Source organism: Trichocoleus desertorum AS-A10 (assembly GCF_039962155.1).
GTDB lineage: Bacteria > Cyanobacteriota > Cyanobacteriia > FACHB-46 > FACHB-46 > Trichocoleus.
Genome location: NZ_JAMPKN010000068.1, coordinates 1 through 14,351 on the forward strand (window position 1 = coordinate 1; position 14,351 = coordinate 14,351).

The following is a 14,351-nucleotide window of genomic DNA, read 5'->3' on the forward strand; positions in this document are numbered from 1 at the left end:
ATTACTCTGTCTACGGCCAGAGCGGCTCAAGAATCAGACAAAGTCTTAATTGCTCGAGTCTTGTATGGGATTCGCCACGGCCTCTTCGCCCTTGTATAGCAATGGAGTTAAACTCAGCGGAGCAGTCACCCACCCCGCTGGTCTTCAGAACCGTGCATGAGACTCGTCGCCTCACACGGCTCCTCAACCGCTCGGTGCTTGTCACGCAGACTTCGGTGCAATTCGCCCTTGTATAGCAATGGAGAAATTTTGGTCGCTAAGGCTAGAAATCTTACTGCTTAAAGCTTGCTTAGCTTTGCACAAAATGTAGCTGAAAATGCCTAGCTTCGGCATTGTTAGGATTGTGATCGCTTTAGTTCTTAATGGTTTGAGGCGTACTACAGAAAACGCACCATTATTTATTGCAAAATGATGGTACTGCTAGATCATGAGGTTGTTAGAACTGGCGAGCTCCGTCTCTGTCGAGCCCGTGCGAGGTGCGTGCCACTAAAAAACGATCGCTCCTACTTCTACCTAGCAGGCGATCGCTTACTTTTTGGAACTTGATTTTACTTTGCTTTGTATCACACTACACCTAACAGACCTGCGGTTGAATCAGTATCACCCCGTCAGTGTCCCTTTTCATCGCTATCGAATGTGGCTGATGAGTCCTTCTCGTGGCGTTGGGTTGCTGTTTGGTAATCCTCCCAGCTGAGTTGATCAAGGCTTGGACCATACTGAGCCATGACTTGCTGGAACTGTTCCCACTGCTTCCGTTTCTCAAACCACTGTTTGCAGACTTCCTCAACCAGTGCGACCTCACTGACAGTCAAGCTCTCGTTAGGAATGTTTAAGGCCAAAATCCTAGCAACTTGGATTGCTTTTTCAAGCTCTATTCCCCACTTAACCAACTCTGCACGATAGCTTTGTTCTTGCTGCTGCGTGGGTGAGAACCTATCTTCCACAAGGGCTCATGTTTAACAACTATCTTATTTAAGTACCTTAAGATACAAAATTACCCTAACTAAAGGTAGAGTCTGCTTATGTTTATCTTCAGATATCCAATCCTTAAGAATTAGTGCTTAAATACACCAGTAAGTTGCAGACGTTTACAGGAGCGAAAGAAAAATGAGCCAGCGGTCCCTACTGCTGGGGCAACGAATCCTAGTAGTCGATGATGATATTGACACCCTCCTTCTGCTAACTTTTACGCTTGAGGAATGTGGAGCCAAGGTAGTTTCTGCGCTGTCCACTTCGGAAGCAATCGAGGCATTTAAGGAGTTGCACCCCACTCTGCTCATTAGCGATATTGGGCTCCCGTTTGAGGACGGTTTCTCACTCATCCGAGAATTACGCACATTGGCAGCGGAACTAGGATGGCAGGTGAGCGCGATCGCATTGACAGGTTATGCCGGAAAAGAATGGCAGGAGAGAGCCCTAGAACTGGGCTTTCAGCAGTACATCACAAAGCCCATCCTGCCAGATGCACTACTAGAAGTGATCATCCAGCTTTTAGGGCAGTCTGAGTAGGGGAAGATCGCTGTTAGTTGCAAGCCTCCGCAACCTGGTTGATTAAGGTCAGTCCTTTTTGACTAGCTAGTTGCAGGGCAAAGTCATAGGCCATCTGATAGTCCGACTGACTAGAGATAAAACGGCCTGGTCTGTAATCCAATCCATTGTCGAGGTACAGCACAACAGCACTTTGCTCAACGTAGATAGAGTAAAGGACCCCTTGTGTTGTCTGGGTGCTCATGGAAGTAGGAAAGCTTGTAGGGAATGGCTGTATTCTCTAAGCCAAATAAAACAAGTGAAAACTACCAGCAGAAGTATTAATCTTTCGTAGCCATAGCTACATGGGTGTTCAACACGGGTTGGGCTGGCAGGAACGCGATCACCGCCAAGAGTTAGCGAAGCCTCTCACCATATTCTTTGACAGTGCTGGAATCACGATCAATTCCCCAGCCCCAATTTAGCTAGCAGTCCTGCGATCCAAGTCTTCCTCTAGGGATGGCTGGTAGCTCCATCGCAGCCAGATTCTTGCATTGCAGGGTACTACTCCACGTGTCTTTTGAACTCCCCTCTACCAGTGCGTCCAGCCAGTGCTGCGGTAGCAGCAATCAGCTCTGCTGGCTCTACCGGTTTCGTTAAATGTGACTGAAATTCTGCTAACAGTGCTGCTGTCCGGTCTTCCGCTCTCGCATAAGCTGTTAGCGCGATCGCGGCAGTGCTTCAGAGGTGCTAAGCATAGCAGGATTTGAGGGAGGCTCTTAATGCATTGCGGCAAGTCAATTAGGTTAAGTGCGCCGCGATCGCTTCCCGGTAATTCGGCTGCATCAGCGCTACAGTGCGAACCAGGATTGCATCCCAATTACAAAGTGCCAACCCTTTTTAGAGCTGGCACTTTGTAAAGTATTCAGAAAAGTTTATCATCAGGGCCTTTATAAGAGCTAACCCCGTTTTAAGTTGCGTAAAGTTTTGACTCTATACGCTAAGTCAGATTACCGTTAAACTTCTCTGAAGTTACTGGACTTAATATTTCCTTTAGATTTGTCTTCCATCCCTTGCTAGGCGTTCTTCACTGCCCCTGAGTGTTCTGTCCCTAATGCTAAGACCGCTTTTGAATGTATCAAGTCACAGAATTTAGATTGGGTTAGCTCAGCGATCGCGGCAGTCAACTCATCCAAATCGATTGGTTTGGTGAAAAACAACTGAAATCCAGCTGCCAGTACTTCTTGCTGAACTTGCTTGCTATCGTAAGCCGTGACAGCAATGGCTGGAATTCGCTGCCAAACTCTGGCCTTTTTGGTTCTGATTTCCCGGAGGAGCCCACAACCATTTACTTCAGGTAGGGCAAAGTCACAGAGGAGTACGTCAGGTTTACGCCACGCTAACAAGTCAAGAGCTTCAGCTGCCGAACCGACTGTCAAAACTTCTGCTCCCTCGGATTCAAATGCCATTGCAAATAGAAGACGACTATCTGCATCATCATCCACAACCAACAAGCAGCGATTACTGAGCTTTGACATTAAGCCCTGGTTCACCCTTTATTTAGCGTAAGAGCAACTTACAGTTCCCTAGACAACGATCGAACAAACAAAGGAGACCTATGAGTAAGTTGCATAAAATTTTAGAGTTAGACCAATAAGCATCTTGTTTCTCAGTACAAAAGAATTAAGATCTTCGACTGCATTTAGATACGCGAGCCTGTGTTTACTGTGAGTATTGGCTTCTTCTAGCCACAGGCGATCGCTCTTCTCTAGTAACTTCTGTTCTGCCCTACCAAAAGGGAACAAACCTTGAACAAAATGGCTTTAAGAGACCAAGCCACCGCGTAAGGCTCTCACAGCTGCCTGGGTGCGGTCCTCAGCACAAAGCTTATTGAGAATGTTGCGGACATGAGTTTTGACAGTCCCGACCGTGATGTAACAGCGGGCTGCGATCTCAGCATTGGTACATCCTTCGACAATTAATTGAATGACCTCTAGTTCTCGACTCGTCAGCGGAGCCGCTGCTAAAGCACTGGCATACTCCTCGTCCACCGCGATCGCTCTGGAAGACTCAGCAGCAGCAGTCTCTTGAGCTGCCTGCATCTCATTGTTGTGCTTTAAGATGATGCGGGCAATGGTGGGGTCAATCCAGTGGTTACCGTTATAAGTACTTCTGACGGCTTCGAGCAGATGAGCTGCACTCACATTCTTCATGCAGTAGGAATCCGCCCCGGCTCCAAAAGCGGCTAGAACTGCGGCCTCATCATCCTGCATCGTTAGCATGATGACTCTCGTTGGGGCGGCCTCAGGATGATTCTCGCTCCACCATTGGTTGAAGCGACGAGTCACCTCAATGCCATTGAGACCAGGCATATCGATATCAACCAGGGCAACATCGGGTTGGGTCTCCATCAGTAAGGTCAAGCCATCCGGACCATTAGCTGCTTCCCCAACTACCTGGACGCCTTCCTGAAGGTTGAACATGGCACGGAGCCCCACCCGAGTCAGGTCATGATCTTCGATGAGAGCAACTTGAATCAGGGTCATGAGGGTGGCCTCTTGAGAATGTAACTTTTCAACGGTCTCAACAATAATTGTAATAGCAACTCTACTGGCAAGATTGTCGGCTTGGTTTTACGACTCCAAAATTCTTAATGCGCCGCGGTTTGTAAGTCAGGCTTAATTTACTGGTCAAGCGGAAGGACTCGGAGTTGACTTCCGCTTAACTGGAAGCTGAGAGCTGAGATCGCCCCTTTTAGTAGAAACTCCAACACCCCAAGACTTGATAGAGGCATCGGTGAATAGCCAAAAAAGAGTAATTTGAGAAGTAGATGAGACACCTGTAGCGTTCCACTCATTAGCTGCGAGTCTTGCTATTTCCTGACTCACTTCTGTTTCCTACCAAAGCTGTAATTGCTCTGATGAGGTTATCGGGTTCAATGGGTTTGGTCAGATGCTGCTGAAACCCTGCTTGCAAAGCCTGTTGATGGTTCAACTCTCCTGCATAAGCCGTGAGGGCGATCGCCGGAGTTTGTCCGCCCTGCTCTGGGGGTAAGGCTCTCAGTTGCTGCATCAGCATATACCCATCCATGTGCGGCATACCAATATCGCTGACAATTACATTTGGAATAAACTGCTCTAGGACTTCCAGCGCTGCCAAACCAGAGCCAACCGCTGTGACCTTAGCGCCATTTTGTTCTAGCAGAAAAGCCTGGAATTCGCGGGTGTCGGTATCGTCATCCACCAGCAAAATCTGAATGTTGTCTAAAGGCACTTTTGTTTCTGTTTGAGTGCAGCTTGGCTGAGGAACGATTGATGCTGTTTGCGGCATGATAGGCAATTGCACGATGAAGGTTGCACCTTGATTCTCCCCAGCGCTCTCTGCCCTCACCGTGCCCCCGTGCAGTTCCACAATTTGCCGCACGATCGCCAGACCCAGACCTAAGCCCCCAAATCTGCGGGTAGTGGAACCATCTGCTTGGCGAAAGTACTCAAACACATAGGGGAGGAATTGGGAAGAGATGCCCATGCCTGTATCCCTCACACGAATTTGAGCCAATTGACCGACTTGTCTGAGTTCAACCGCTACCTGTCCACCATTGGGTGTGAACTTAACTGCGTTAGTGAGCAAGTTCCACACGACTTGCTGGAGTCGGGCCGCATCACCAAAGACGGGAGCTATATCCGAGGTGAGGTCCAGCACGATGGCAATGCTCTTGGCTTCTGCCGCCAACTGCACGGTTTCAAGGGCAGCAGAAATCACAAACGCCAAACTGGTAGGGGTCGCGGTTAAGGTCAGCTTGCCCTGCATAATGCGGGCGATGTCAAGCAAATCTTCAATCAGTTGCGATTGCAGCTTGGCGTTGCGTTCGATTGTGGCAATGGCTTCGGCTTGCTGGGTCGCATCGAGTTTACCGTTTTGCAGTAAGCGCGTCCAGCCGAGAATTGGGTTCAGAGGCGATCGCAGTTCATGAGACAGCACCGCTAAAAACTCATCCTTGATGCGGTTGGCGCGTTCGGCTTCCGCTCGCGCTGCCTGTTCGCGCTCTAGAAGCTGCTGACCTTGAGTTTCCGCTCGTTTGCGGTCAGTAATATTACGGCTAACAGTAGCTAACCCTATTGGCTGGTTGTTCGCACCTGTAATGTAAAAGACGTTGTAGATCATCCACACCGCTGCACCCGTCTTGAAATGACGGAACCGAATTTCTACCTCTGCCCGTCCTTCCTGTAAGACACGAGGAAAAAACTCGTTAATAATAAAGTCTTGATCCTCAAGAAAAAAGAAGTCTTTGACCGAGGTTTCGACATATTGCTGCATATCATCTAGCCCGACCAGTTGCTGACCTGCTGGATTGACATAAAACGGGACAAAATTCATATCGCATATACCGATGAACTCTCCACTGTTATCGGCAAGAGAAACAAACTTTTGAATTTCAATCTCTGCCTGTTTGCGCTCGGTGATATCGCGTGCTGCTCCGAACCATACTTCAATTTCACCCTGTGCGTTCAGCAGTGGAATAGCGCGTGAGTGAGTCCAGCCCAATGTGCCATCCACGCGAATGACCCGGTGTTCCAACTCGCAAATGCTTTTGGTGCGGATGGATTCTCGAATGACTGTTAGCACGTGCGGCTGGTCGTCCGGGTGAATATATTTTTTCAACCAGGAGATGCTTGGGTCACTGGTGTCGGCGATGAAATTCTTCCCTTCGAGAAAGCGCATCTCACTCCAATCCGCGCTCATACTGTAGACCACGTCGGAACTTGTCTCAATGAATGCCCGAAAGCGCTCCTCGGATTCGCGTAATTTTTCTTCCGTCTGCTTGCGCTCGGTGATATCCGTGTTCGTGCCAAACCAGCGTACAATTTGTCCTTGCTCGTCTCGAATCGGAACGGCACGAGACAGGAACCAACGATACGTTCTATCTCTGCCCCGGAGCGGAAAGGTGTCCTCCCACTGTTCACCTGTTTCAAAGCAGTGGCGAATATGCTTCACCACGCGATCGACATGATTCGGATGATGAACCTGTTGCCAACCCCAGCCTTGCATTTCCCCTAACGTTGTCCCTGTATAGTCAAACCAGCGCTGGTTGTACCAGAAGATCCAACCGTTCTCGTCTGCCATCCATGCCAATTGCGACATATTATGTGCCAGGGTGCGGAAACGCTCCTCACTTTCCTGCAATGCCGCTGCTGCCTGCTGACGCTCTAGTTCAGTCGCAATTCGGAGCGCAAAGATCATTAGCAAGGACTCTGCCAGTTGCACCTGCTCCAGTGGTTTGCCATCCATGACCCCTAACAACCCTAAAAGTTTGCCGCTGGAGTCAAAGAAGGGAACTGCTACATAGCTTTCAACGGAAAGTGGCTTCAGTAAGGGTGCATCAGGGAACTGAGCTTGCACATGGCGGGGGTAGCAGCAAGTTTTTCGTTGTTCAATGACTTCCCAGCAGGGCGTATCTTGCAGCGGGTATTCCAGGTTATCCACGAGCTGAGCGTGAGCGCAGGTGGCGATCGTTTTCAGCATTTTGGGCTCATCTCCCTCTACCAAGCCGATGTAGGCATAATCTGCGTTTAAGGCTTTAGCAAGGTGCTGCACCAAAGTCGAGAAAAAAGTGTCTCCTGTGACCGTCGCCACAGCTTGAGTAATTTCTAGCAGTGCCACATCGACCTGAGCCATCCGATGAGCGGCCAATCTCAATTCCATTTCATCGACTACCATTGCTGCCAGGTCAACCAAGGTCGCTTGTTGCTTTGGGCTCAAGGGCTCGTGGGGTTGAGTATCGAGCAAACAGAGCGTGCCGAGGGTAAGACCGTCTGGAGTCAGGAGGGGGGCACCTGCGTAGAATCGTAGGCCTGGCTCACTTTGCACAAAAGGATTACAGGCAAAGCGTTCGTCTTTGCGGGTATCAGGAATAATCAGAGGCTCGTTCGTTAGCAGGGCAAAGTTACAAAGTGTCGCATCACGTGGAACTTCACAAGCATCGAAGCCAACGGAGGACTTAAACCAGGCTCTGGACTCATCCACTAGAGAAACCAGGGCGATAGGCAGGTCAAACAGTCGTGCTGCCAAGGTAGTAATGCGATCGAATGCAGCTTCAGAGGGAGTGTCGAGAATCTTGTAACGATGCAACGCTGCCAACCGCTCAGTTTCGTTTGCCGGGAGGGCTGTAATTACAAGCTTTTGAGGCAGTTGGTCAGTCATAACGACCCAGGAGGAAGGTGAATCAGAATGGGTTAATCACGAGCCATGAAAATCACTGTAGATTCTAGCCAATACGCCTAATCAAATTGGCGATCGCCTTTGAGTATCAAAAGTCCCACTGCTTCATAGAGGTAGGTATGGCCTTATAAAGGAGAGTACAGAACCATTGCACAACTTAGCAACTAACATTTTCCCTTTACTATGCGAAGGAGGAAATGCGGAACCGCCTTTAGAACATCAAAGCCGCGATCGCCCCCTCCAGTTGTAGCTCTGACACCTCCAGATACCGTTGAAGTGCTTGCAAGCTACGGTGTCCTGATATCTCCTGAATGACTCGCAGCGGTATCCCTGAACTGCTCATCTGGGTCAAAGCAGTGCGTCTGAAACTATGGGTGCTAACCCCCACCAGTCCCAAGCGATCGCACACCTCACGTAAAATCTCATCGGCGGACTTAGGATTGATGTGCCCGCGCCCGTGCCGTCCGGGGAAGAGGTACTGTTTACTTGCCCCAGTGCGATACGTTTCCAGGTAGCTCTTGAGAACTGGATTGACGGGAATCTGGCGCGTCTCCTGCTTCCCCTTCGTGTTGGCCTTGCGGAGCGTCATCTTCATTCTGACTCCGGCTGTGTCATAAGCATCTGTTGTCAGCATTGAGCAAGCTTCACTGATGCGGCATCCTGTGTAGAGACAGATGCCGAAGAGGGCACGATCGCGATCGCCCTCAAATGCCTCGAACAATTTTGCAATCTCGTAGGAAGTTAAAACCTTAGCTTGGCCGTGACCATCTACCTTCATAAAGCAGCCTCAACATTTAGCTGAAGTAATGATAATTTCTTCAGGTAAATGGGTCAAAGTATTGATACGCCGTTGTTACATCCAGCGAGAAAAAGCAATTAATCCCAGCTTATTAATCGCCTGCTGCCTGAAATCGCTGGAACCCTGATTCTGTCGTTGACTGATAAGTTTTACTTAATTTGCTAGTCTTGTTAATGTTGTCTAGGCTTTGGCCTAAAAATACTTGGCCAAGATCGAGGTATTGTTGCCAACAATTCTTTTAAGGTAGCCAAGGCTATCGAAACAGAGATCACGCCTCAGCTATCAGTCTATTGATGCGGTTACCCAGAGCTTACCCAACCTTTGCAGAGCTCATTTAGCTTCTTTGCTTCGGATCTGATTAGGTCTCATAGTCACAGATCAAAATGGTGATCCTGTACTGAATACCACACCACAATGTTTTGAGGAGTGTTGTCAGAGTGTTACACTGAACAACACTCCCCTGAACTTGACAAGATGAATAGATGACTACATCGTTTTCTTCAGTTTGCGGCGAGTAGAGATCAAGCCTGCTCCAACTAGTGCTAATCCTGCCATTGTTGTGGGTTCGGGCACAGCTGCTGCAGAGGCGGTTAGCCCGACCAAAGACGTTCTACCATTGCCGATCTTCCCCACTTCCGTTGCGGCTCCAGAACTTAGGTCAATCGTAAACAACTTGGTGCGATTGCTAACTGTTAATGCAGCGAAACCAGTGTTCGCTCCGTTAGTAGTCAAGATGTCAAATCCTCCCACTGGAGCGATCGCTCCAACACCGAGGGAATCGACTGGCGCTAGGGTACCGTTATTAGGCGGATTCTGAATGAATAACTGAGCTAGCGTTGCATCAATGTCATATAGTGTGGTTCCGGTTGCTGGATCATTGTCTGCGTTGGTATAGGCAACAGCCGTGATGTCAGGATCACCAGGATTGATTGCTCCATCAACAATCACAGCCCCTGTGTCTACGTTAATGCGCAAGTTCTGACCGTTGGCACCAACAACTCGCAGCCGATCGGGAACCGGGTTGAAATCCACCCCAGATGTAAAGCTACCTGTGAAAGCAGTTGACAGCGTACTGACAAACGTTGCCGCACCCGTGAGTGGGTTGATCGTGTAGATATTATTGGTATTCGTCAGACCGTAAATCAGATTGTTGAGGGGACGGCGATCGATCCCCAACAACGTTCCTTCAACTCCTGTCACTTGCACATTTTTTGTGGCACTAGGAGTCGCCGAGTCAAACAGCAGTAGCTGGTTGTTCGCAGTCAAACCTGTTAGTTGAAAAGCAGCCACAGGATTGGCAGAGATGGATAAATTTATAGCGCTAGCGGTTGCTAAGGCTACGACCACGGTGCTGATTGTCTGAAGTTTCATTATGAAGATCCTTTCTGATGGATGATATGGGTTCTACAAATGGTGATTCAGTCGCTTTACCGAGCAGTGAAATACTCGTTCTGAAGTAGAAGCAAGCATCAATGTGGTGGTAGTACGTTGGTCGCAGATAAACGGATGATGTTTCTACGTACGCTTCATCCAAACTTCATAGAGATTGGTTGGCAGATAAACCAGACATTTGGCTCAAACGACGCTAGAGCCATGCTGCCAGGGACTTTCTCTCAAATAGCATGTATAAAAAATTTGTGAAGCAGCTAATGCAGAGTCAGGAATTCCCCCGTGAATCCCACATCGCTGCTAGAAGTTCCAAGCAAATCTTCAAATCGCTTAGGTCGAGAATCTGGCTGTGCCGTAAAAACTGAAAGGATGTTTCACACTCACAAACCTGTGATTATGATGGGTGCTCCAGTATGTTTCTGAGGAGCATTGACATCCTCAACGGTGACTGCGATCTTCGTCACTAGTTCTTTGGACCGGTAGACTTTGGAAACTGAGCTCGTTTGAGCCAGGTTGCCGCGTTCATCAACTTGGAAAGTTTCTGTCAAGATTGCCTGCTTCTGATCTGTCGTGAAGGGGGCGTTTGGGGTTAAAACAGTCCATAAGGCATAGACTTTACCGGGTGGCAATGGAGGTAAGTTCTGGACTGTGATGGTTGCTTCTAGAGTATTGGGATTAACCACCACCGTCGCGGCAGCCTGACTATTGCTCTCCGTGGCATCTAGAATATAAGTCAGTGCTGCATAACGTTGCGTTTCAGCTTGGCTCGTTTGTAAAGCTTGCGATAAACGGTAGTTGTTGATTCCTAGAGCAACAATCAGGACTGCTGCCGCAACCTCCAAGCCGCTGCGCCACGACAGTGTTTTGCGAGATCTGAAAGCAGGTTGTGTATTCATTTCAGCACCCGCCACCTGAGCCTTGTCTAGAATCACTGAGCGCAAATGACTTGGTGGCGTTACCTCCGGTGGAGCGTAGGACATCTCTAAAGCATTTTGCATTTGGGCCACTTCTTGGGCGATCGCGGGGTCTTGCCGCAATAGGCGCTCAAATTCTGCTGCCTCCTCTGGGCTGAGGTCACCCAGAACATAACCTGCAATGAGTAGCTGTAACTCTTCCGAAGGCATTGACATAGCCATCACTGTACTATCTCGTAAAACTTGTGAGGGTTTGGCGCAATTTGAGCAAACCTCTTCTGGCTCTAGCCTTCACCGTGCCCAGGGGGATCTCCAGTCGTTTGGCAATTTCGGCCTGACTAAGACCATCGTAATAAGCCATTCTTAGAATTTGCTGCTGGCTGTCTGATAATTGAGCCAGGGCGGTACTAACTTCTTGGGATTGCTCATGTTGAAAGACGTGCTCAAGCGGAGCATTTGAGACGGTCTCAGCCTGTCCACTCAACTTCCATCGCTGTAGCGTCTGACGAGTACTGTGACGCGATCGCAATCGGTCCCGGGCGCGCGATCGCGTCAAGATGGCCAGAAAGGTGCGGAGAGATCCCCGATTTGGGTCGTACACAGTCCCCTTGGCTAGGGTCAGAAAGATATCTTGGGTCAAGTCTTCTGCTTCTTGAGCATTGGCCAAGGCACTTAAGGCGAGTCCGTAGACTAACCCAGCATGGCGATCGTAGAGAACCCCGAGCACCGCAGTCTGACCCTTGCTCAAGGCCACAATCAATTCTGCATCCGTCTGATTTGACGCCGGAGAGGCTTGATTGGCAGATGGCTCAGACTGCATAGGCACCAGAATTTGTGTTTGAAGACGAATGCCTGGAGTTGGGGAGGGGTGGAAGCAACTGCAAAGCTGCAAACGCGCACAACCGCGATCACGGGAAGGATAGGAATTTCTCCCTTCGCCCCCTAGCTTTTGTCTGCGTGCTGGTTAAATTGTCAGCCGCAAGTATACTACGCCATCTAGACAAGACTATACCTGCCAGCGATCATCGTGATTCCTTCACCCCCACTCCGGTAGGGTCGCCAAACCGAGATCTAGATTAGAGGGGTCGAAAAATGCCGCGCAGTTCTCCAGCCCGATTCTGCTTCGTGTGAATGTCTACATAGAGTTGGCCATCGGAGAGTGCCTGGAGTTGCTCAGGAGTCAAGGTATACGCTCCAGACAAGCGACCACCCATTCCGGTATCATTCAACATCACGGTTAGCGCATATTGAAACGGTCCATTTTGATTAGGCTCACCCCGATGAATGTGAGCCGCAGAGGTAATGTTGGGGTTGGGAGGATCGACGGGATCTGTTTCATAGTCACGTAGAGCACTAGAGAGACCTCCAAAGTCTCCGCGAACAATGAGGCGATCGCCTGCTAATGCGGCTCCAGCTACCCCCGTCGCCATTGTTGAGGGTGCCTTCGGAACTACGTTATTCTTCGTCAAAATTGCTGCATAGAGTTGTAAGGAACTGCCTGACATACCCTGAGCGGTGAGCACAGACTCAGCTTCTTGCAAATCTGCCATCAAATGTTGATTGATAGGATTTTGACCTTGTGCGGGTTGAGCAGCTTGAGATGTGCTGAAGGACGGAACGTCTCCGCTCTGAACCAAGCGATTCGATGGAGTTTTACTCCAAGAGGGGACTGTGGAAAGACCAATCAACAGCACACAAGTAATTGTGCCCAGCCAAAAGTTGAAGAGCGATCGCTTTGCCTTATTCATCCGGATCTAGCCTTAACCAGTAGAGTTCAGTCAACAGTACGAACCAACGGCTGGTTTGGATGCATGGCTACTCTAATTTTCTCATTTCTAGAACAGCGCATTCCCCTTGAGGCTGCGTCCCTATCCAGAAGCAGCATAACGTTTTAGTTGATCCATTCGGCTTAGCTTGGCGAGTAGGGAGGACGCCTCCGGTGTTTAGGCTCGAAAAGTGAACTTGAACCACAGCCAAGCCACAATTATCAATCTTGGGTTGCCAAATGACGTTTCGGTGTCCTTGCGAAAAGTCACCTTTTGTCCGCCCCAGTTGGCCTAGAACTGGTCTGCGGTGAACTTAGAGTTTTTCTGGCTCTGCCAACTAGAATTGCCTCGAACCGAACCCATCAGGTCAATGTCATAGTTTGTCTCACTGTTGCTGATGCGTTCCGCAGTGACGTAGCCAGCATCCATCAGATGATCTTCAAGCAGTAACGTTTTCTCAGCGAAGCTTTGATAAACGGTTTCAACCACTGCATCGGCAGTCATTGTTGACAGCGTTGTACAAACTTTAGTGATGAAATGAGGGCAAGCATCATCGCAGATTTCAATGAGGTGAGCTTTGTATCCCACCCAATCCACACTTCGTTTTGAACTTGAGTTTTCCCACTGAGCACAATTTACAGTGATCGCTAGCAATCTCAACCAGGCAATAATTCAGCAATATAGCGATATATTAAACATCAAAAGAATAACCTTACTGGACGAACTACGGCGGTTTTCAGCTCTCCGCACTTTCCTGTAATTTTTCATGCCATCTTTATCTGAGCATCTAGAGGCAGTACGCCAGCAGCGATTCGTAGGGCGTACCCACGAGCGCCACCTATTTGAGTCAGCTTTAAGCCGAGCTGAGTTGCCATTTTATGTTCTGCATATTTTTGGGCCTGGTGGCGTTGGCAAAACCACACTTCTGGGAGAATTTGCCCGCCTCTGTGAACCAGCCCAGATCCCCGTCATCCAACTAGATGCCCGCAACATCGAGCCGTCGCCAGAGTCCTTTTTAGAAGCTCTGCGATTTCATCTGAATCTAGCTTCGATCGACTCCCCTTTAGTAGCTTTAGCGGCTCATACAGGTCGCCAGGTTTTCCTACTCGACACTTACGAAAATCTCGCTCCCCTTGATAGTTGGCTGCGCGAAAAGTTTCTACCTCAGCTTCCTGCCAATATCCTCACCGTGATTGCGGGTCGTCATGCACCCGCGGCGAGCTGGCGGACTGATTCAGGTTGGCAAGCTTTAATCCATCTTTTACCCTTACGGAACCTTAGCCCACAGGAAAGCCGAGATTACCTGATCAAGCGAGCCGTTCCGGTAAATCAACATCAGGCCGTGCTCAACTTTACTTATGGGTATCCTTTAGCTCTATCTCTAGTCGCGGATGTCTTTGCTCAGGGCCAAGAGTTAAGTTTTCAGCCTGAAACTGCTCCGGATGTCGTCAAGAACCTCCTAGAGAGATTTGTGCAAGAGGTGCCTAGCTCTGCTCATCGCATTGCTTTGGAAGCTTGTAGCTTAGTTCGGTTGACTACAGAAGCCTTGCTTACGGTCATGCTCGATCAACCGGATGTGCATGAACTCTTCGACTGGTTGCGATCGCTCTCTTTTGTCGAGTCTGGGCGAGCGGGTCTATTCCCCCATGATCTGGCCCGTGAAGTGTTAGTAGCTGATCTACGCTGGCGCAATCCCGATTGGTATGCCGAACTCCACCAGCGATCGCGTCAGTACTACACTCAGCGCCTCGGCCAAACTCAGGGAGAAGCACAGCATCGGGTGCTATTCGACTACAT

At 49.3% G+C, this 14,351-nt stretch carries 13 protein-coding genes; 2 read left to right on the forward strand and 11 right to left on the reverse strand.

Features of this window, described 5'->3' with window-relative positions:
* Positions 1–608 precede the first annotated feature (608 nt).
* On the reverse strand, positions 609–944 hold the full coding sequence (locus NDA01_RS29205; RefSeq protein WP_348230769.1) for a hypothetical protein: 336 nt from the start codon (positions 942–944) through the stop codon (positions 609–611).
* 163 nt (positions 945–1,107) lie between these two features.
* On the opposite strand from NDA01_RS29205, the gene NDA01_RS29210 reads away from it, so the two are divergent.
* Entirely contained in the window at positions 1,108–1,509 is a 402-nt protein-coding gene (locus tag NDA01_RS29210; protein WP_348230770.1) for a response regulator, read from the forward strand.
* A 13-nt stretch (positions 1,510–1,522) separates the two neighbouring features.
* On the opposite strand, the gene NDA01_RS29215 is transcribed toward NDA01_RS29210, so the two are convergent.
* From NDA01_RS29215 to NDA01_RS29265, 10 genes are all read right to left on the reverse strand, one after another.
* Positions 1,523–1,732, reverse strand: coding sequence for a hypothetical protein (locus NDA01_RS29215; RefSeq protein WP_348230771.1), 210 nt, complete (start codon positions 1,730–1,732; stop codon positions 1,523–1,525).
* Positions 1,733–2,543: 811 nt separating this feature from the next.
* A complete protein-coding gene (locus NDA01_RS29225) occupies positions 2,544–3,005 on the reverse strand; it encodes a response regulator (RefSeq protein ID WP_348230772.1) in 462 nt (153 codons plus the stop codon).
* Positions 3,006–3,290: 285 nt separating this feature from the next.
* Positions 3,291–4,013: a response regulator gene (locus NDA01_RS29230; protein ID WP_348230773.1), complete on the reverse strand. Its 723-nt coding sequence runs from the start codon at positions 4,011–4,013 to the stop codon at positions 3,291–3,293.
* Between the two features lie 310 nt (positions 4,014–4,323).
* Positions 4,324–7,668 (reverse strand): PAS domain S-box protein, encoded by a 3,345-nt coding sequence (locus tag NDA01_RS29235; protein ID WP_348230774.1) that lies wholly within the window; start codon positions 7,666–7,668, stop codon positions 4,324–4,326.
* Positions 7,669–7,897: 229 nt separating this feature from the next.
* Complete coding sequence (locus NDA01_RS29240; RefSeq protein WP_348230775.1) at positions 7,898–8,464, reverse strand: tyrosine-type recombinase/integrase; 567 nt, start codon at positions 8,462–8,464, stop codon at positions 7,898–7,900.
* A gap of 507 nt (positions 8,465–8,971) precedes the next feature.
* The gene (locus NDA01_RS29245; RefSeq protein WP_348230776.1) at positions 8,972–9,856 is read right to left on the reverse strand and encodes a DUF4394 domain-containing protein; all 885 of its coding nucleotides are present in this window, start codon (positions 9,854–9,856) and stop codon (positions 8,972–8,974) included.
* A gap of 398 nt (positions 9,857–10,254) precedes the next feature.
* Positions 10,255–11,004 carry an anti-sigma factor gene (locus NDA01_RS29250; protein WP_348230777.1) on the reverse strand — a complete coding sequence of 250 codons (750 nt, stop codon included), beginning with the start codon at positions 11,002–11,004 and terminating at the stop codon, positions 10,255–10,257.
* Between the two features lie 13 nt (positions 11,005–11,017).
* Positions 11,018–11,608 (reverse strand): sigma-70 family RNA polymerase sigma factor, encoded by a 591-nt coding sequence (locus tag NDA01_RS29255; protein ID WP_348230779.1) that lies wholly within the window; start codon positions 11,606–11,608, stop codon positions 11,018–11,020.
* A gap of 256 nt (positions 11,609–11,864) precedes the next feature.
* Positions 11,865–12,536 carry a CHRD domain-containing protein gene (locus NDA01_RS29260; RefSeq protein WP_348230780.1) on the reverse strand — a complete coding sequence of 224 codons (672 nt, stop codon included), beginning with the start codon at positions 12,534–12,536 and terminating at the stop codon, positions 11,865–11,867.
* 309 nt (positions 12,537–12,845) lie between these two features.
* Positions 12,846–13,058, reverse strand: coding sequence for a hypothetical protein (locus NDA01_RS29265; RefSeq protein ID WP_190549302.1), 213 nt, complete (start codon positions 13,056–13,058; stop codon positions 12,846–12,848).
* A gap of 262 nt (positions 13,059–13,320) precedes the next feature.
* On the opposite strand from NDA01_RS29265, the gene NDA01_RS29270 reads away from it, so the two are divergent.
* Positions 13,321–14,351, forward strand: a 1,031-nt coding sequence (locus NDA01_RS29270; RefSeq protein ID WP_348230781.1) for an ATP-binding protein, incomplete at its 3' end; no start/stop codon positions are given.